Source organism: Modicisalibacter sp., assembly GCF_055145905.1.
This window is the reverse complement of record NZ_JBSREH010000041.1, coordinates 100,250-117,380: the sequence shown is the minus strand read 5'-3', so window position 1 is coordinate 117,380 and position 17,131 is coordinate 100,250. Positions and strand designations below refer to the sequence as shown.

At 67.7% G+C, this 17,131-nt stretch carries 18 protein-coding genes and 1 other RNA gene; 6 read left to right on the top strand and 13 right to left on the bottom strand.

Features of this window, described 5'->3' with window-relative positions:
• The 7 genes from ACTCB7_RS12680 to rsmI form a co-directional block, all read right to left on the bottom strand.
• Positions 1-1,368 carry a UDP-N-acetylmuramoyl-tripeptide--D-alanyl-D-alanine ligase gene (locus tag ACTCB7_RS12680; protein WP_463006950.1) on the bottom strand — a complete coding sequence of 456 codons (1,368 nt, stop codon included), beginning with the start codon at positions 1,366-1,368 and terminating at the stop codon, positions 1-3.
• Positions 1,365-2,885: a UDP-N-acetylmuramoyl-L-alanyl-D-glutamate--2,6-diaminopimelate ligase gene (locus ACTCB7_RS12675; RefSeq protein WP_463006962.1), complete on the bottom strand. Its 1,521-nt coding sequence runs from the start codon at positions 2,883-2,885 to the stop codon at positions 1,365-1,367. The genes ACTCB7_RS12680 and ACTCB7_RS12675 overlap by 4 nt, the downstream gene beginning before the upstream one ends.
• Positions 2,885-4,588: a peptidoglycan D,D-transpeptidase FtsI family protein gene (locus ACTCB7_RS12670; protein ID WP_463006949.1), complete on the bottom strand. Its 1,704-nt coding sequence runs from the start codon at positions 4,586-4,588 to the stop codon at positions 2,885-2,887. The genes ACTCB7_RS12675 and ACTCB7_RS12670 overlap by 1 nt, the downstream gene beginning before the upstream one ends.
• Positions 4,585-4,908: a cell division protein FtsL gene (gene ftsL, locus ACTCB7_RS12665; RefSeq protein ID WP_224415147.1), complete on the bottom strand. Its 324-nt coding sequence runs from the start codon at positions 4,906-4,908 to the stop codon at positions 4,585-4,587. The genes ACTCB7_RS12670 and ftsL overlap by 4 nt, the downstream gene beginning before the upstream one ends.
• 9 nt (positions 4,909-4,917) lie before the next feature.
• Positions 4,918-5,871 (bottom strand): 16S rRNA (cytosine(1402)-N(4))-methyltransferase RsmH, encoded by a 954-nt coding sequence (gene rsmH, locus ACTCB7_RS12660; protein ID WP_463006948.1) that lies wholly within the window; start codon positions 5,869-5,871, stop codon positions 4,918-4,920.
• A 34-nt stretch (positions 5,872-5,905) separates the two neighbouring features.
• Positions 5,906-6,262: RNase P RNA component class A (gene rnpB, locus ACTCB7_RS12655), an RNA gene on the bottom strand.
• A gap of 35 nt (positions 6,263-6,297) precedes the next feature.
• The gene (gene rsmI / locus ACTCB7_RS12650) at positions 6,298-7,152 is read right to left on the bottom strand and encodes a 16S rRNA (cytidine(1402)-2'-O)-methyltransferase (RefSeq protein ID WP_463006947.1); all 855 of its coding nucleotides are present in this window, start codon (positions 7,150-7,152) and stop codon (positions 6,298-6,300) included.
• Between the two features lie 119 nt (positions 7,153-7,271).
• Between rsmI and ACTCB7_RS12645 the strand changes: the two genes are divergently transcribed.
• The 4 genes from ACTCB7_RS12645 to ACTCB7_RS12630 are packed head-to-tail and all read left to right on the top strand — an operon-like array spanning position 7,272 to position 10,706.
• Positions 7,272-9,137 carry a penicillin-binding protein activator gene (locus tag ACTCB7_RS12645; RefSeq protein WP_463006946.1) on the top strand — a complete coding sequence of 622 codons (1,866 nt, stop codon included), beginning with the start codon at positions 7,272-7,274 and terminating at the stop codon, positions 9,135-9,137.
• Positions 9,124-9,504, top strand: a complete 381-nt coding sequence (locus ACTCB7_RS12640; RefSeq protein WP_463006945.1) for a YraN family protein — start codon at positions 9,124-9,126, stop codon at positions 9,502-9,504. The genes ACTCB7_RS12645 and ACTCB7_RS12640 overlap by 14 nt, the downstream gene beginning before the upstream one ends.
• A 24-nt stretch (positions 9,505-9,528) precedes the next feature.
• A complete protein-coding gene (locus tag ACTCB7_RS12635; protein WP_463006944.1) occupies positions 9,529-10,122 on the top strand; it encodes a phosphoheptose isomerase in 594 nt (197 codons plus the stop codon).
• Positions 10,123-10,127: 5 nt separating this feature from the next.
• Positions 10,128-10,706, top strand: a complete 579-nt coding sequence (locus ACTCB7_RS12630; protein WP_463006943.1) for a BON domain-containing protein — start codon at positions 10,128-10,130, stop codon at positions 10,704-10,706.
• Positions 10,707-10,779: 73 nt separating this feature from the next.
• On the opposite strand, the gene ACTCB7_RS12625 is transcribed toward ACTCB7_RS12630, so the two are convergent.
• From ACTCB7_RS12625 to zapE, 5 genes are all read right to left on the bottom strand, one after another.
• On the bottom strand, positions 10,780-11,274 hold the full coding sequence (locus tag ACTCB7_RS12625) for a ClpXP protease specificity-enhancing factor (RefSeq protein WP_463006942.1): 495 nt from the start codon (positions 11,272-11,274) through the stop codon (positions 10,780-10,782).
• Positions 11,275-11,327: 53 nt separating this feature from the next.
• Positions 11,328-11,954: a stringent starvation protein SspA gene (sspA, locus tag ACTCB7_RS12620; RefSeq protein ID WP_463006941.1), complete on the bottom strand. Its 627-nt coding sequence runs from the start codon at positions 11,952-11,954 to the stop codon at positions 11,328-11,330.
• Positions 11,955-12,132: 178 nt separating this feature from the next.
• Positions 12,133-12,522, bottom strand: coding sequence for a 30S ribosomal protein S9 (rpsI, locus tag ACTCB7_RS12615; RefSeq protein WP_163649865.1), 390 nt, complete (start codon positions 12,520-12,522; stop codon positions 12,133-12,135).
• A 13-nt stretch (positions 12,523-12,535) separates the two neighbouring features.
• The gene (gene rplM / locus ACTCB7_RS12610) at positions 12,536-12,964 is read right to left on the bottom strand and encodes a 50S ribosomal protein L13 (RefSeq protein WP_463006940.1); all 429 of its coding nucleotides are present in this window, start codon (positions 12,962-12,964) and stop codon (positions 12,536-12,538) included.
• A gap of 148 nt (positions 12,965-13,112) precedes the next feature.
• Positions 13,113-14,303 (bottom strand): cell division protein ZapE, encoded by a 1,191-nt coding sequence (zapE, locus tag ACTCB7_RS12605; protein ID WP_463006939.1) that lies wholly within the window; start codon positions 14,301-14,303, stop codon positions 13,113-13,115.
• A gap of 197 nt (positions 14,304-14,500) precedes the next feature.
• Here zapE and ACTCB7_RS12600 point away from each other — a divergent pair, with 197 nt between their 5' ends.
• The gene (locus ACTCB7_RS12600; RefSeq protein WP_463006938.1) at positions 14,501-14,953 is read left to right on the top strand and encodes a Z-ring associated ZapG family protein; all 453 of its coding nucleotides are present in this window, start codon (positions 14,501-14,503) and stop codon (positions 14,951-14,953) included.
• An 84-nt stretch (positions 14,954-15,037) separates the two neighbouring features.
• Here the strand turns inward: ACTCB7_RS12600 and ACTCB7_RS12595 are convergent, their stop codons facing one another.
• Entirely contained in the window at positions 15,038-15,796 is a 759-nt protein-coding gene (locus ACTCB7_RS12595; RefSeq protein ID WP_463006937.1) for a Nif3-like dinuclear metal center hexameric protein, read from the bottom strand.
• A gap of 109 nt (positions 15,797-15,905) precedes the next feature.
• On the opposite strand from ACTCB7_RS12595, the gene ACTCB7_RS12590 reads away from it, so the two are divergent.
• Positions 15,906-17,129 carry a S1C family serine protease gene (locus ACTCB7_RS12590; protein WP_463006936.1) on the top strand — a complete coding sequence of 408 codons (1,224 nt, stop codon included), beginning with the start codon at positions 15,906-15,908 and terminating at the stop codon, positions 17,127-17,129.
• The last annotated feature ends 2 nt before the right edge of the window (positions 17,130-17,131 follow it).

Here is a 17,131-nt window from a genome sequence, read left to right as displayed (position 1 = left end):
TCACCTTGAATCATCGGCACGCAGCTCGGCAATCAGACGCTCCATGCCGGCACTGCGCGAGCCCTTGACCAGCACGCTGGCCCCGGGCGGCAGATGGTCGTGGGCGTGACACAGCAGCGCCGCCCAGTCCGTGAAATGGCACCCGGGATCGCCGAAGGCTCGAGCCGCCGGCTCGGCTTCGGCGCCCAGTGTACCGAGAAAGTCGATACCCCGTTCGCGGGCATACCGCCCCACCTCGGCGTGCAATGCCGCGGAGGCCGCTCCCAATTCCCCCATGGCGCCCAAGTAGCAGTAATGCGGCCCCGGTAAGGCGGCCAGCACGTCCAGCGCCGCCTTCACAGCGCCGGGATTGGCGTTGTAGGTATCATCGAGCAGCCGGCGTCCCTCACGGCCCGCCGTCAGCGACAGCCGCCCCGGCAGCGCGGCCGCCTCGCCCAGCCCGGCGGCCAGCTCGCTCTCGGGCAGCCCCAGCGCCAGCGCAGCCGCCGCGGCGGCCAGCGCGTTGGCCACGTTGTGACGTCCCATCAATGCCAGGCTGACGCGCCCTGCCTCGCGGCCATCAATGACGAGCGTGAAAGCATAACGCCCCGTGTCATCCGCGACCAGATCGCGGGCGCGGACCCGCGCCGGGAGCTCGACGGCGAAATCCATGACCTCGCGCTCTCCGGCCATGCACCGCCAGAAGGCGTAGAAACGATCCTCGCGGTTGAGCACCGCCGTCCCGTCGGCCGGCAATCCTGCCAGGATCTCGGCCTTGGCCTGGGCGATGGCGCCCGCCCCACCGAATTCACCGACATGAGCCCCGGTCACGTTGGTAATCACCGCCACGTCGGGGCGTGCCAGGGTCGTCGTCCAGGCGATCTCGCCGCGATGGTTGGCCCCCAGCTCCAGCACCGCGTGACGGTGCCCGGCCTCGAGACCCAGCAGGGTCAGCGGAACTCCGATCTCGTTATTGAGGTTGCCACGGGTCGCCAGTGTCGCCCCCTGACGGCGCACCAGGGTCGCCAGCATCTCCTTGACGGTGGTCTTGCCGCTGTTGCCGGTGACGGCCGCCAGCCTGCCGCCCCAGGCCCGGCGCCGCGCCTCGGCCAGCATGCCCAGCGCCAGCCGCGTATCGGGTACCACCAGTTGTGCCAATGGATCGTCGACCGGGCGCGCGACGACCGCCGCCACGGCACCGGCTTCTCGCGCCCGGGCCAGAAAGGCATGGCCGTCGAAACGCTCGCCCTCGAGGGCGATGAACAGATCTCCGCGCCCCAGGCTGCGGGTATCGGTGGTCACGGCACCCATGGCGGCGTCGGCCAGCGGCGCGGGGCAATCAAGCAGACGCGCGACCTCGCCCAGACGGGCCGGGAACGGCGGTGTCATGCGCGCGCCTCCCGCCGAGCCAGCGCCTGACGCGCCGCGGCTTCATCACTGAAGGGATGGCGTTGCCCGGCGATCTCCTGGGAGGTCTCGTGGCCCTTGCCGGCCACCAGGATCAGGTCACCGGCATCGGCGTCGGCCACCGCCCGTTCGATGGCCGCCGCCCGCCCTTCCAGGCTCAGCGCCGCGGCACGGCCGGCATCGCTCATGCCGGAGAGGATAGCTTCGCGGATCGCCGCCGGGTCCTCGCTGCGGGGGTTGTCGTCGGTGACGATCACGCGGTCGGCCTCGCGGCCGGCGACCTCGCCCATCAACGCCCGCTTGCCGGTATCGCGATCACCGCCACAGCCGAATACGCACCATAGCTTCGCCGTCGCGGCGCCCTCGCCCGGCAGGTGGTCACGCAGCGCTCGCAGGGCGTGTGCCAGGGCATCCGGGGTATGCGCGTAGTCGACCACCACAGTCGGCGCCCCGGGCCGGGTCAGACGCTGCATGCGCCCCGGCACCGGCGCCAGCTCGGCTGCGGCCCGGCACAGCTCGTCCAGATCCTCGCCCTGCCCCAGCAGCGCGGCCATGGCCAGCAGCACATTATCCAGGTTGAAGCGCCCCATCAGGGAAAGCTCGAGGGCCCGCTCGCCGTCCGGGGTGGCGATCAGCGCCCGCTGCCCCGTTTCGTGGGGCAGCCAGTCCAGCACGCGCAGGGTGGTAGCCTCGGCGGTCCCGGTCGCCAGCACCCGCACGCCCGCCGGCAGCCCGGCCAGCATCAGCCGCGTCAGCGGATCGTCGCCATTGACCACCGCGTGCTCGAGTTCGGGACGCTGGAAGAGGCGTGCCTTAGCGGCGGCATAGGCCGCCATGCTGCCGTGATAGTCGAGATGATCACGGCTCAAGTTGGTAAACACCGCGGTGTCTACCCGGGCGCCCGCCAGCCGCTGCTGGGCCAGCGCGTGGGACGAAGCCTCGATCGCCACCCGCTCGAGGCCGTCGGCGGCCATCGCGCCCAGCGCCGCCTGCAGCTCCAGCGCCCCCGGCGTGGTCTGGCCGCTGTCGATCAACGCCCCGAGGCGCCCCCAGCCCAGCGTGCCGACGACCCCCGCCGGATGCCCCAGCGCCGTCGACAGCTGCGCCAGGTAGTGGGTCACGGAACTCTTGCCGTTGGTGCCCGTGACGGCAATCAGCGATAGCGAGGCGGGCACGCGGAACAGTTCCCGGCCGAGCTCGCCCAGGGACTCGCCGAGTTCGGGCAGCCAGCTGGTGCGCGACTCGGACGCCGCCGGCTCGCCCTCCCCTTCGGCGAGCACCCATTCGGCACCGGCCGTCAGGGCGTCACCGATGAAGCGGCGCCCGTCGCCCATCACGCCCGGCACGGCGATGAATACCGCCGGATGCGGGCAGTGCGGCACCTCCCGGCTGTCACGGGTCAGGCAGATCGGCGTGGCGTCATGCGGCAACGGCAGTACATCGCCATGGGGCCAGAGTGCAGCCAGCGCATCGGCCAGGCGCACACGGGTCGTCTCGATCACGGCAGGGCCTCCTTCTTGTCCGGCAGTACATCCAGCAGGCGCAGCGCCTTGCCGACTACCCGGGAAAATACCGGCGCGGCCACCAGGCCGCCGTAGTATTCCTGTCCGCGGGCATTGTCGATCATCACCACGGTGACGATGCGCGGGTCCGAGACCGGCGCGATCCCGGCGAACAGCGAGCGATAGGCGGTGGTCTGATAGCCGCTGCTTTCGACCTTGCGTACCGTCCCGGTCTTGCCGGCGATCCGGTAGCCGGGCACCATCGCCTTGGAACCGCCGGCATGGGGCTGAACGATGTGCTCGAGCATGCCCAGCAGCTCATGCGCCACCCGGGGCTTGATCACCTGCTTGCCCGCCGGTGGGTCCGAGACCTTGAGCAGCGACGGCGACAGCTCGCGCCCGTCATTGGCGATCGCCGTGTAGGCGGTGGCCAGCTGCAGCGCCGAGACCGCCACTCCGTAGCCGTAGGCCATGGTCGCCCGCTTGCTGTCCGACCAGTTGTAGGGGGCGGGAAGACTGCCCTCCGCCTCGCCGGGAAAGCCGATTTCCGGCGCTTTTCCCAGCCCCAGCGCCTGATAGCGGTTCCAGATGGTGTCGTCATCGAGTTGCAGCGCAATGCGGGTCATGCCGACGTTGGACGAGTGCAGCAGGATTCCGGCCGGCTTGAGCTTGCCGTAGTTACGGAAGTCATTGATGGTGTAGCCGTCGACCCGCGTGTACCCGGGCGAGGTGTCGATCACCGTGTCCGGGGTGATCTTGTCGGTCTCGAGCGCCGCCGACATCGCCAGCGGCTTCATCACCGAACCGGGCTCGAAGGCGTCGGTGATCGCCTGGTTGCGCAGCCCGTCGACATCGATGTCGGTGCGGTTGTTGGGGTTGTAGGAGGGCGAGTTGACCATGGCCAGCACCTCGCCGGTATGGGCATCCATCATCACCAGGGTGCCACCGTCGGCATTGTGCTCGTCGACCGCTGCCTTGAGCTCGCGGTAGGCCATGTACTGCAGACGCAGGTCGATGGACAGGGTCAGGTCGCCGCCCGGCTTGGCCTCCTTGAGCAGGTGAAGATCGCGCACCAGCCGCCCCTTGCGATCCTTGAGTACGCGGCGTTTTCCCGGCTCCCCGGACAGGTAGCCGTTGTAGGCCAGCTCGAGACCTTCCTGCCCCTGATCGTCGATATTGGTCACGCCGACAAGCTGCGCCGTCACCTCGCCGGAGGGATAGTAGCGCTTGTACTCATGCTGCGCGTAGACGCCCGGCAGCTGAAGATCGAGCACCTTCTGGGCGGCATCCGGGGTCATCCGTCGCCGCAGGTACATGAATTCATGATTCCGGTAGCGCTGGATGCGCGCATCCAGCGAATCCAGGTCGACCCCCAGCGCCCGAGCCAGCACCAGCCGCTGGATATCGTCGTCGGGCAGCTCCTGGGGATTGGCCCACAGGCTTACCACCGGGGTGGAAATCGCCAGCGGGTCGCCGTGCCGGTCGGTGATCATGCCCCGGTGGGCATCGATCGGCTCGACCCGCAGGGTGCGGGCATCCCCCTGCCCCTGCAGGAAGTCCCGGTCGATGACATTCAGGTATGCGATCCGTCCCACCAGCGCCGCCAGGGCGATCAGCACGACACCGATCAGGAAGCGATAGCGCCCCCGGCCCATCGGCGCCACCTCGGCCCGCGTCGGTGTCTGCCGCGACTGCGTCATGGCTGGATCACCTTGACCTGGCTGATGTCGGGCACCTGCATGTCGAGGCGCTCGGCAGCCAGACGCTCGATCCGCGACGGCGCCGACCAGGTGCTTTCCTCGAGCAGAAGCCGCCCCCACGCCGTCTGCAGCTTGTCCTGCTGGGCCTCGAGGCGTTGCAGGCGCGCATACTGCACGCGGGTGCGGTGGGCACTGGCGATCACCGCCAGCGCGCTGCCCAGAATCAGCACGATCAGCAGGCCCACCAGCCACAGTCGCCACTGCAACCGCCAGCGGCGGCGCGGTTGCGTCCTGGGCGTGTCCGGGGAAGTGCTGGCCATGCCGACGTCCTAGGCGAGTTTACGGGCGGCGCGCATCACCGCGCTGCGTGCACGGGGGTTCTCGGCGACTTCGGCCTCTCCGGGACGCTGTGCCTTGCCCAGCGTTTCCAGGCGCCGGGCCAGCTGGTCGTCGCGGATCGGCATGCCGCGGGGCAGATGGGTATCGCCACGCACCTGATCGCGGATGAAGCGCTTGACGCGGCGGTCCTCCAGCGAGTGAAAGCTGATGATCACCAGGTGTCCGCCCGGCGCCAGCGCCTCGAGGGCCGCCTCCAGCGCCGCCTCGAGTTCCTCGAGTTCACGGTTGACATGGATGCGCAACGCCTGGAAGGCCCGCGTCGCCGGATGCTTGCCTTTCTCCCAGGCGGGATGCGCCGCCTTGAGCAGCTCGGCCAGCTCGCCGGTGCGGGTAATCGGCGTCTCGCGGCGCCGCTCGACGATGGCCCGCGCCATGCGTCGGGCGAAGCGCTCCTCGCCGTAGGTCTTGAAGACCCAGGCGATATCGCGCTCGTCGGCACGCGCCAGCCACTGCGCCGCGCTCTCGCCCTGGGTCGGGTCCATGCGCATGTCCAGCGGGCCGTCGCGCAGGAAGCTGAAACCACGCTCGGGGTCATCGAGCTGCGGCGAGGACACCCCGATATCCAGCAGGATGCCCGACAGGCGCCCTTGGACGCCTTGTTCGCGGGCGATCGCATCGAGTCGGCTGAAGGGACTGGCGTGGATGGAAAAACGCGGATCCTCGATGCGCCGGGCCTCGGCCAGCGCCTCGGGGTCGCGATCGATGGCCAGAAGCCGCCCCTCGGGGCTCAGGCGTTCCAGCAGCGCCCGGCTGTGACCGCCCCGGCCGAAGGTACCGTCCAGATAGATACCGGCGGGATCATTGAGCAGGGTATCGATGGCACCGTCGAGCAGCACGCTGGCATGGCGGTAGGCGGACGACGAAGAAGCGGCGCTGTGCGGCATGCAAGTCTCGAAAACCTGATCAATGAAAAAGGAGGATGGGAGCCGGCCGATAAGCCGGGTTCTGTCGAGGACAGCCATTCATCTAGGCCCAGCGTCACCACTGGGCTCCAGCAACCTACCCGCCCCCACTGCGGGCCACAGCGTCGGGGGCCTATTCGGTCTTGCTCCGGGTGGGGTTTACCGTGCCACGCACTGTTGCCAGGCGCGCGGTGCGCTCTTACCGCACCCTTTCACCCTTGCCGGCAGCTTGCGCTGCTTAGGCGGTCTACTCTCTGCTGCACTTTCCGTCGGCTCGCGCCGCCCAGGCGTTACCTGGCACCCTGCCCTATGGAGCCCGGACTTTCCTCCCCCGGAACGCGAACGTTCCGGCGGCGACTGTCTGGCCAGCTCCCAAGCGCGCAAGAATAGCAGCGTGCCGCGCCCCCCTCAACCGTCGGCCTTGAGCGACAAGGCCTCGTCATACCAGCCCTTTTTGCGCCCGCCCAGCACTCGCGCCACCACCGCCGCGGCCTGCTTGACCCCGACCCCCTCGGCAAGCATGGCCCCGATCAGCTCGCGCCCGCGTTCCCTTTCGGGATCGCGGTCCACCTCCGGCGCCCCCTCGAGCATCAGCACGAACTCGCCGCGGGCCTGGTTGGGATCGGCCTCCAGCGTGGCCAGCAGGTCGGCGGGCGCGCCGGCCAGGAAGGTCTCGAAGGTCTTGGTCAGCTCGCGGGCCAGCACCAGGTGGCGCTCGCCCAGCACCGCATCCAGGTCGGCCAGGGTCTCGCGGATGCGATGCGGCGACTCGTAGAACACCAGCGTTTCCCGGCGCTCCGCCAGGGCCTCGATGGCCGAGCGCCGCGCCCCGCCCCTGGCCGGCAGGAAACCGGCGAACAGGAAGCGGTCGGTGGCCACGCCCGAGGCCGACAGCGCGGCGACCAGCGCGCAGGCTCCCGGCACCGGCACCACACGCAGGCCGCGCTCGCGCAGGGTCCGGACCAGCAGAAAGCCCGGATCGGAAATCAGTGGCGTGCCCGCATCGCTGATCAGCGCCACGTCCTCGCCCGCCTCCAGGCGCGCCGTCAGCGAGGCGATGCGCTGGGCCTCGTTGTGCTCATGCAGTGAGACCAGGGGCGCCTCGATTCCCAGATGGCGTAACAGGCGGGCGGAGTGGCGCGTGTCCTCGGCGGCGATCAGGGCCACGGAGGCCAGCACGTCCCGCGCTCTCGGCGAGAGGTCCGCGAGGTTACCAATCGGGGTGGCCACCACGTACAATGTGCCTTTGATAGACTCGGTCATGGGTCGTTATCCGAACGTCGATGTCATGGTCATGAGCCAGGAAGGCGCGCATGGCTGACGACGCCAGCGGCAGGTCGACGCCGGGCCGGACTTCGCCAGACACAAGGAATCGAGACGCTATGGACAAATCGCTGCGACGCCTGTGCGGTGTCGGCCTGGTCGCCCTGCTGCTGTCGGCTTGCGCCGGCCAGTCACCGATCACCGGCAAGCCGGCCGGCGGGGCGGATCCCGCCGAACTGTTGAACCAGGCCCAGCGTCAGAGCGGTGCCGACGCCGCCAGGACCCGGCTCCGGGCTGCCGACATCCTAGCACGCCAGGGCGAAACGGCGCAGGCGCTGCAGGTCACGCGAACACTCGATGCCACCCAGCTTCCTCCGCCGGCTCGCCGCGACTGGGCCCTGCTGCAGTCGCGTCTGGGCATCACCCAGGAAGACGGCCGCAGCGTGCTCCAGGCTACCGATGTGCTCGACAGCGACATCCCGCTGTCACGCGACCAGGCGCTCACCCTGCGCTACCGCCGCGGCCAGGCGCAGGGCATGGTCGGCGAACCGCAGGCCGCCGTGGAGACCCTGATCGCCCTGCAGCGCGACGACGCCCCCTTCTCGCTCAACGACGACATCTGGCGCCAGCTGACCCGCCTGCGCGGTTCGGCCCTGCAGGACCTGACGCCCCGGGACAGCCTGACCCGTGGCTGGGTGGACCTGCTGACCCTGCAGCGCCGCAACAGCGGCGACATCGCCAGGCTATTCGCCCGCATCGACCAGTGGCGCTCGCGCTACCCGAATCATCCGGCCGCCCGTCGTCTGCCCGGTGACCTGCAGGCCCTGCGCGACCTGCGAGGCCGCGACGTGCGGCATGTCGCCGTCTTCCTCCCCGGATCCGGCCCGCTCGCCGGGGTCGCCAAGGCGATCCGTCAGGGCATCGAGACCCGCCACATGAAGGCACTCGACCAGGGCGAGCAGACGCCTCAGCTGCACTTCTACGACACCAGCCGCAGCGATCTCGAAACACTCTACGCCCAGGCCGCAATGGCCGGCGCCCAGGTGGTGCTGGGGCCGCTGGACAAGGATAAGGTCTCGCAGCTCGAGAAAAGCGGCGCCGTCCCCCTGCCTACCCTGGCGCTCAACTACGGCGTAGCGGACGCCAACCAGGCCGACGACCTCTTCGAGTACGGCCTGTCCGCCGAGGATGAGGCACGCCAGACGGCCCATCGTGCCAGCCTCGACGGCCACAAGATTGCCGGCATGCTGGTGCCCGATAACGACTGGGGCGCCCGCGTCGGTAGCGCCTTCCGTGACGCCTGGCAGCAGGAGGGCGGCCGGGTCGCCGCCGAGGTGCGCTACGACCCGCAGGGCTCGGTGTCCAATGCCGTGCAGAAGCTGCTCGACACCCGGAACCAGCACCCACAGCGCCATCTTGATGCGCTCTTTCTGCTGGCCCTGCCGCCCTACGCGCGCCAGGTACCGCCGATGCTGGAGTTCTACTACGCCGCCGACCTGCCCATCTACGCCACCTCGCATCTTTACGAGGGGCGCCCCCAGCCACGCCAGGATCATGACCTGAACGGCGTGCAGTTCGTGGAGATCCCCTGGCAGATCCCCGAGGCCGCGGTGGGCGGCGCCGATGCTCTGCCCTACCACGCCAGCTACCAGGCCCTGCACGACGGCAGCGACCCCGCCCTGTTCAAGCTGGAAGCGATGGGTGTGGATGCCTTCGAATTGGCGCGTCGCCTGCCGCTGCTGCAGGCGGCCCCGGGCGTCGAGGTGTTCGGCGCGACGGGCATGCTCAGCGCCTCGCAGGACGGGCGCATCCACCGCGAACTGCCCTGGGCCATGTTCGTCGACGGCGTGCCGCAGCCGCCGCTGGCCGTGCTCGACCCCAAAGACGCCGGCAACCTCACGCTCGGCACGGGCGATGACCCCGCCGGCGCGCCGGACGGCGAACCGAGCCCCGATACCGCTCCGGCTGACCATGTGGCGCCCTGAGCGTTCACGCGAACACACGCGGGCACGCGGCGCGCGTCTCGAGCGCGCCGCGGAAGGCTGGCTGCAGGCCCGCGGACTCGTGCCGGTGGCCCGCAACCAGCACGCCAAGGGCGGCGAGCTCGATCTGGTCATGCGGGACGGCGAGGTACTGGTGTTCGTCGAGGTACGCCATCGCGCCGATGCCCGACACGGCCATCCGCTCGAGACGATCACCGCCGGCAAGCAGCGTCGCCTGATCCAGGCGGCGCGTTTTTATCTCCAGCGCCACGGATTATCATGTCCGTGCCGCTTCGATGTGGTGGGTATCATCGGGACTCCGCCCGAGCTGGAGTACACCTGGATACGCGCGGCCTTCGAAGCGTTCTGACCGCTACCGGACCTCTGACACGACATGGATTTTCAATCGCGCATTCTCGGCCACTTCAACGCCAGCATCGACACCAAGACGTACGCCAGCGAAGTCCTGCCGCCCTTCATCGAGGTCGCCAGCCAGATGATGGTCCAGTGCCTGGTCAACGAGGGCAAGATCCTTGCCTGCGGCAACGGCGGCAGCGCGGGCGACAGTCAGCACTTTTCCTCGGAACTGCTCAACCGCTTCGAGCGCGAGCGCCCGAGCCTGCCGGCACTGGCATTGACCACCGATACCTCCACGCTGACCTCGATCGCCAACGACTACAGCTACAACGAGGTGTTTTCCAAGCAGGTGCGCGCACTCGGCCAGCCCGGCGACATCCTGCTGGCCATCTCCACCAGCGGCAACTCGGCCAATGTCGTGCAGGCCATCCAGGCGGCCCACGACCGCGACATGGCTATCGTGGCGCTCACCGGGCGCGACGGGGGCAACATGGCGTCACTGCTGGGCCAGGATGACTGCGAGATTCGTGTGCCGGCCACTTCCACGGCACGCATCCAGGAAGTCCACCTGCTGGTCATCCACTGCCTGTGCGACCTGATCGACGAACAACTTTTCGGCAGCAGCGAGTAATTACCATGAAGAAGACAAAAGCGCTTACCCCGGCTCTTCTAGCACTGGCTCTGGGCCTCGGTGGCTGCAGCGTGGTCAACGAAGTGGCCACGCCCGCCCCGCAGGGCGAGGACTACAGCACGCGCACCCCCGGCATGAAGGTCGAGGACGAGAACATCGAGTCCAAGATACATGACGCCATGGCGCGGACCGACGCCCGCCTGAGCGATGCGCGCATCGGGGTGAACAGCTACAACGGCGTGGTGCTGCTGTTCGGCCAGGTACCCAGCCAGGAACTCAAGGACAAGGCCGAAAGCATCGCCCGCGATACCCGCCAGGTACGCAAGGTCTACAACGAACTGACCGTGGCCGCCAACCTGCCCCTGGGCCAACGGCTGAAGGATGACTGGCTCGAAACCCGCGCCCAGGCCGAGATGGCCGCCAACAAGGGCATCGATTCACGCCATGTGGAGGTGATCGCGGAAAACGCCACTCTGTACCTGATGGGCATGGTGACTCGCGACGAAGCCCAGCGCATCGTCAACGAGGTCTCGAACATCAGTGGCGTGCAGCGCATCGTCAAGATTTTCGACTACCTGAACTAAGCCCGGCCACAAACGACACCGCCGCGACCCGAAGGCCGCGGCAGTGTCTTGATGGACTCGAGGTGCGCGCTCGTTACTTGATCACACGCAGCGAGGGGCGCCCCTTCTTGCGCCCGTCGTCGGACGCCGTCTCGTCCTCGTCTTCCGAAGACGCTTCCGATTCACTTCGCCCCTCGACACTTTCCAGTGTCGGGCGTGACTCCCGGGACAACGCTTCCGGCTCGCCCGTCTCGTCGGCGTCCTCTGCGCCGGGCATCACCGGCTCGTGACCGAACACCATGCCGACCCCGTTCTCGCGGGCATAGAGGGCGATCAGGGCCTCGCAGGGCACGATGACCTGCATCGGCTGACCGCCGAAACGGGCGTTGAAAGTGATGGCATCATTCGCCATGTGAAGCTCGCGTACCGCGCTCGGCGCGACGTTGAGCACGATCTGCCCGTTCTGGACGAATTGCGACGGCACCTGGACCCCGTCGTGCTCGGCATCGACGACGATGTAGGGCGTATGATCGTTGTCCAGCAACCACTCGTACAGGGCGCGGGCCAGATAGGGACGGCTAGACTGCATGCACAGACCCTCCGATGACACGGCCGCCGTGCGGCGACCGCCATGATATGAATTCAGGTGCGCATCTCGCGCTCGGTCTCGGTCAGCGATGCCTTGAAGGCCTCCCGCGAGAACAGGCGCTCCATGTAGCCCATCAACGGCTTGACCTGCTTTTCCGGCAACTCGATGCCCAGTGCCGGCAGCCGCCAGAGGAGCGGCGCCATGCAGCAGTCCACCAGCGAGAACTCCTCGCTCATGAAGTACGGCATGTCCTCGAAGATGGGGGAGATCCCGACGATGCTCTCGCGCAGCTCCTTGCGCGCACGATCGGCTTCCTTCTTGCCGCTGGTGATAATGGTCTCGACCAGCGGGCACCACTCCCGCTCGACACGATGCATCCACAGCCGGCTCTGGGCACGCGCCACCGGATAGACGGGAAGCAGCGGCGGATGCGGGAAACGCTCGTCGAGATACTCCATCATGACCTTGGACTCGTAGAGCACCAGGTCCCGATCCAGGAGCGTCGGCACGCTGTTATAGGGGTTGAGATCCGCCAGCTCGGCAGGACGGTTGTCCTCGCCGACTTCGATGATGTCGACGGCGACACCCTTCTCGGCCAGCACAATACGCACCCGATGACTGTAATGATCATCGCTGCCGGAATAGAAGGTCATGGACGACCGCTTGGCCACTACACCCATGTAACAGTTCCTCGCATCAGTTCGAGCGGTGCATGATAACACGAGAAGCCCGGCGCAAGGGCAGCCTGATCAACCCCGCACGCCCCGGATCAACCCGTCGGCCGGCTCGCGCACGGCACAATCGAAAACGCCCGGGCCACTGGCCCGGGCGTGTGTGCGGTCGCAATGCCGCGTCGTCTTAACGCTTGGAGAACTGCGGGCGACGACGTGCCTTGCGCAGACCCACTTTCTTGCGCTCGACTTCGCGCGCGTCACGAGTCACGTAGCCGGCTTCGCGCAGCGGCTTGCGGAACTCTTCATTGTAGCTGATCAGCGCGCGGGTCAGGCCGTGACGGATCGCGCCGGCCTGTGCGGAGCCGCCGCCACCGGTGACGGTGATGTAGGCATCGAACTGCTCGCCGGTCTGGGTCAGCTCGAACGGCTGGCGCACGACCATCTGGGCGGTCACGCGGCCGAAGTATTCACCCAGCTCGCGGTTGTTGACGGTGATCTTGCCGGTGCCCGGCTTGAGGAACACACGGGCCGTGGAGGTCTTGCGACGGCCGGTACCGTAATACTGCTGTGACATGGCGAAATATCCTTTAGATGTTCAGTTCTTGCGGCTGCTGCGCGGCATGCGGATGCTCGGCGCCGGCATAGACCTTGAGCTTGGAATACATGGCACGACCCAGCGGCCCCTTCGGCAGCATGCCCTTGACGGCCGCTTCGATGACCCGCTCCGGCGCGTGGTCGATCATCTGCTCGAAGTTCATGGAACGCAGACCGCCCGGATAGCCGGTATGACGGTAGTAGTTCTTCGCCTGGGCCTTGTTGCCGGTCACGCGGACCTTCTCGGCGTTGACCACGACAATGTAGTCGCCGGTGTCGACGTGCGGCGTGTATTCGGGCTTGTGCTTGCCACGCAGGCGGCGAGCGATTTCGGTGGCCAGGCGGCCGAGTGTCTTGTCCGCAGCGTCGACGACATACCAGTCGCGCTTGACGGACTGCGGCTTAGCACTGAACGTCTTCATGGATTGAATCACCAATTGATGTATTGGGTCCCACGCCGTCGGCGTTCGACCATCCCTATTTTTCTTGGTTGCCGTCTCGCAAAGGAGCCGACAACGGTCGAGCGAGCGAGCATTGTACATGCTCCGCCCGCCCAGGTTAAGAGGCGTGTCACGGTTTGTGGGGCAGCGCCAGGTACTCCCGCGACTGCATTTCCTGCAGCCGGGAGAGAGTCCGCTCGAACTCGAAGGCCAGACTGCCCTCCGGGTAGAGCGACGCCACCGGCACGGCCGCCGACATCAGCAGCTTGACGCCACGATCGTAGAACTCGTCGACCAGGTTGATGAAACGCCGGGCCTGGTCGTCACTGGCCCGGCCCATCTGCGGCACGTTGGCCACCAGCACGGTATGGAACTCGCGCGCCAGCTCGATATAGTCGTTCTGGCTGCGCGGCCCGTCGCACAGCGTCTCGAACTCGAACCACACCACGTCCTCGTGCAGTCGCTGGGCCGTCAATACGCGGTGATTGACCTCGATGGGCACCTCGGCCTCACCGTCCGCACCCGCCACGTCGCGGAAGTTGCGCGCCAGCTGACGGTCCGCCGCCTCGCCCAGCGGTGAATGAAACAGGGTGACGTGCTCGAGCGCCCGCAGGCGGTAGTCGACCCCGGAATCGACGTTGACCACCTCGCAGTGGCGCTTGACCAGATCGATGGCAGGCAGGAAGCGCGCCCGCTGCAGTCCATCCTTGTAAAGGTCGTCGGGCACGATGTTGGAGGTCGCGACCAACACTACCCCCTGGGCGAACAGCGCCTCGAGCAGATTGGCCAGAATCATCGCGTCGGTGATGTCCTTGACGAAGAACTCGTCGAAGCAGATCACCCGGGCTTCCGCGGCGAACTTGGCGGCGATCAGCGTCAGCGGGTTCTTCTCGCCCTTGTAGTGTTCGAGCTCGTTGTGCACCCGCTGCATGAAGCGATGGAAATGGGTGCGCATCTTGTCGGGAAAGGGCAGCGCCTCGTAGAAGGTATCGACCAGATAGGTCTTGCCGCGACCCACCCCGCCCCAGAAGTAGAGCCCCTGCACATCGGGCAGCGCCGGGCGGTCGGGGGCGCTTTCGCGCTTGCCGAACAGGCGGGCGACACGCGACTTGAGGCCGACGTCGTTGCCGCCCGGCGTCAGCTCGCGCCGCGGCGTGGCGACCAGGTCGTCATAGAGGCGCTGCAGATGGGCGACGGCGCGCTCCTGGGCGGCATCATGCTGAAAGCCCTCGCGCTGCAGGTCGCTGCGATAGCGTTCGATGGGCGTGCGCGCGGCGGCCTGGCGGTCACCGGCGGAAGATGGCGTGGTGGACGAGGTCATTGTCGTCGAACGGTCCTCGGCTGCGGTCAGTGAGCCCGACATTATACGCGCCGACGCCGAATCGACCATGGGCGACGCCATGCGTTGACCCGTGCGCAACCCTGCCCCGTATAATAAGTCCGTCCGGGCGCCGCGAGGCCGGGGCCGGGCCGCCACCCTCTCCGGCGTGGCAACTGCGAGCAATCAAGGGGAACGACGTGTATCAGAGCAACATCGATTGGATCCTGGCCATCGCCGGCTTCCTGGCCGGCCTGGGCGTCGGCGCGCTGGGCTACCACCTGCTCAACGCCAATGTCGCCCGCAACCAGAAGACCCGCCAGCGGCTGGCGGAAAGTGAACTGGAGTTGAGCCAGATGCGCGGCCACCTCAACGACCATCTGTCCCGCGCCGCCGACCTGGTGACGAACATCCAGCGCCAGAGCCAGGAACTCGAACGCCAACTGGCCCGCAGCGCCGAGCAGTTGAGCGATGACCCGAAGCTCAAGCGCCGCCTCGGCGGTACCCGTGCAGAAGAAGACACCGACGGCGAGGCCGCAGCGTCAGCGACGCCGCGCGATTACGCGGACGGCAGCCACGGCACCCTGTCCGAGGATTTCGGCCTGCAGCGCGACGACACCACGCGCGACAGCGAAACGCCGGTCCGCTACTGAGCGCACCGGATAGCGCCCGCTCTCCTCTTCCGGCGCCCGCCCGGTCGCCGCGACTTCCCGGCCCGGCAGGCGCCGAGCACGGCCTCAGGCCGGGTTGTCGATATCCACGAAACGATGCTCGACACCCAACTCGGCGGCCAGCCACTCGCCCAGCGCCTGCACCCCGTAACGCTCGGTGGCGTGATGACCGGCGGCGAAATAGCTGATACCCATTTCCCGCGCCATGTGGGTAGTGCGCTCGGAAATCTCGCCCGAGATGAAGGCGTCGGCCCCCGCCTCGCAGGCCTGAGCGATCATGTCCTGCGCCCCGCCGGTGCACCAGGCGACGCGCCGGATCGGCCGCTCGTGACCGGCCACCGTCATCGGCTCGCGCCCCAGTCGCCGCGCCAGATGCGCCCCCATCGCCGGTGTATCCAGCGCCTGCTCGGGCTCGCCCAGCCAGACCAGCCCTTCGCCCAGCGCCCCATCGGCACAGCCCTCGACCCGGAATCCCAGACGCTCGGCCAGGCGCGCGTTGTTGCCCAGCTCGGCATGCGCATCCAGCGGTAGATGGTAGGCCAGCAGATTGATGTCATGAGTCAGCAGCGTCGCCAGGCGCCGGCGCTTCATACCGGTCACCGCCACCGGCTCGTTCTTCCAGAAGTAGCCATGATGTACCAGCACCAGATCGGCCTGCCAGGCCACCGCCTCGTCCAGCAGGGCCTGGCAGGCGGTGACACCGCTGAGCACGCGGCCCACCGACTCGCGCCCGGCCACCTGCAGGCCGTTCTCGGTATAATCCTTGAAGCGTTCGGGCGCCAGCAGTCGGGTACAGGCGTCCACCACGCGATCACGTGCAACCATCACTCCTCCAGCATTCGATTCACGGCAGTGTTACAATCCGCCCATTGTAATGGCTGCCTCCACCGGCTTCGAGACACCCGGTGCGCGCCCCCGCATCCAAGGATTTTTCATGCGCCGCTTCGTGATGCCCCTGCTCTGGCCCGTGATCACCGGAATCCTGCTGGCCGTGGTACTGCTGGACCAGTTCCCGCAGCTGCTCGGCAAGCCCGACGCCATCACCGCCCCCGAGGCGACCTCCTCGCCCGCCGCAACGGCAACACCCGCCGCCGACACCCCGGCACGGGCCGCGCCCCAGCTGCGCGATGCCGCACCCATGAAGCGCGATGAAGGGCCGGTCAGCTACTCCACCGCCGTCGCCGAGGCCGCGCCGGCGGTAGTCAACGTCTACTCGTCACGGGTGGTCCAGCGCGAACAGCATCCACTGATGTCCGACCCCTTCTTCCGGCAGTTCTTCGGCAAGGACATGCCGCGCCGCCAGCGCCTGCTGTCCAGCCTGGGCTCGGGGGTGATCGTCAGCGATGAAGGCTATGTCCTGACCAACAATCACGTGATCCAGGGCGCCGACCAGATTCAGGTGGCCCTGCGCGACGGTCGCGAGACCCTGGCCACGCTGGTCGGCACCGACCCCGACAGCGATCTGGCCGTATTGAAGATCGACCTCAAGAAGCTGCCGGTGATTCGCTTGGCCGACTCCGAGAAGATCGCCGTGGGCGATGTCAGCCTGGCCATCGGCAACCCGTTCGGAGTCGGCCAGACGGTCACCATGGGCATCATCAGTGCCACCGGGCGCAACCACCTGGGGCTGTCCGCCTACGAGGACTTCATCCAGACCGACGCGGCGATCAACCCCGGCAATTCCGGAGGCGCGCTGGTCAATGCCCGAGGCGCCCTGGTCGGCATCAACACGGCGATCTTCTCACGCTCGGGTGGCTCGCAGGGCATCGGCTTCGCCATTCCCACCAACCTGGCGCGCGAGATTCTCCGCCAGATCATCACCCACGGCCGAGTGATTCGCGGCTGGCTGGGCATCGAGGCCCAGGAGATCACACCCAACCTGGCAACCTCGTTCGGCCTCAAGGCCGCTCAGGGGGTAGTGATTTCCAGCGTGCTGCCCAACGGGCCGGGCGACAAGGCCGGGCTGCAACCCGGTGACGTGATGACCGCCATCGATGGCAAGCCGATTCTCGACCCTCGCGTGGCCATGGCCGACATCGCCGAGATCAAGCCCGGCACCCAATTGCCGGTGACGATCATCCGCGGCGGCGAACGCCGCACGGTCACGATCGAGGTGGGAGAGCGCCCGATCCCCAGCCAGAAGGGCCAGGCGGGCTGATG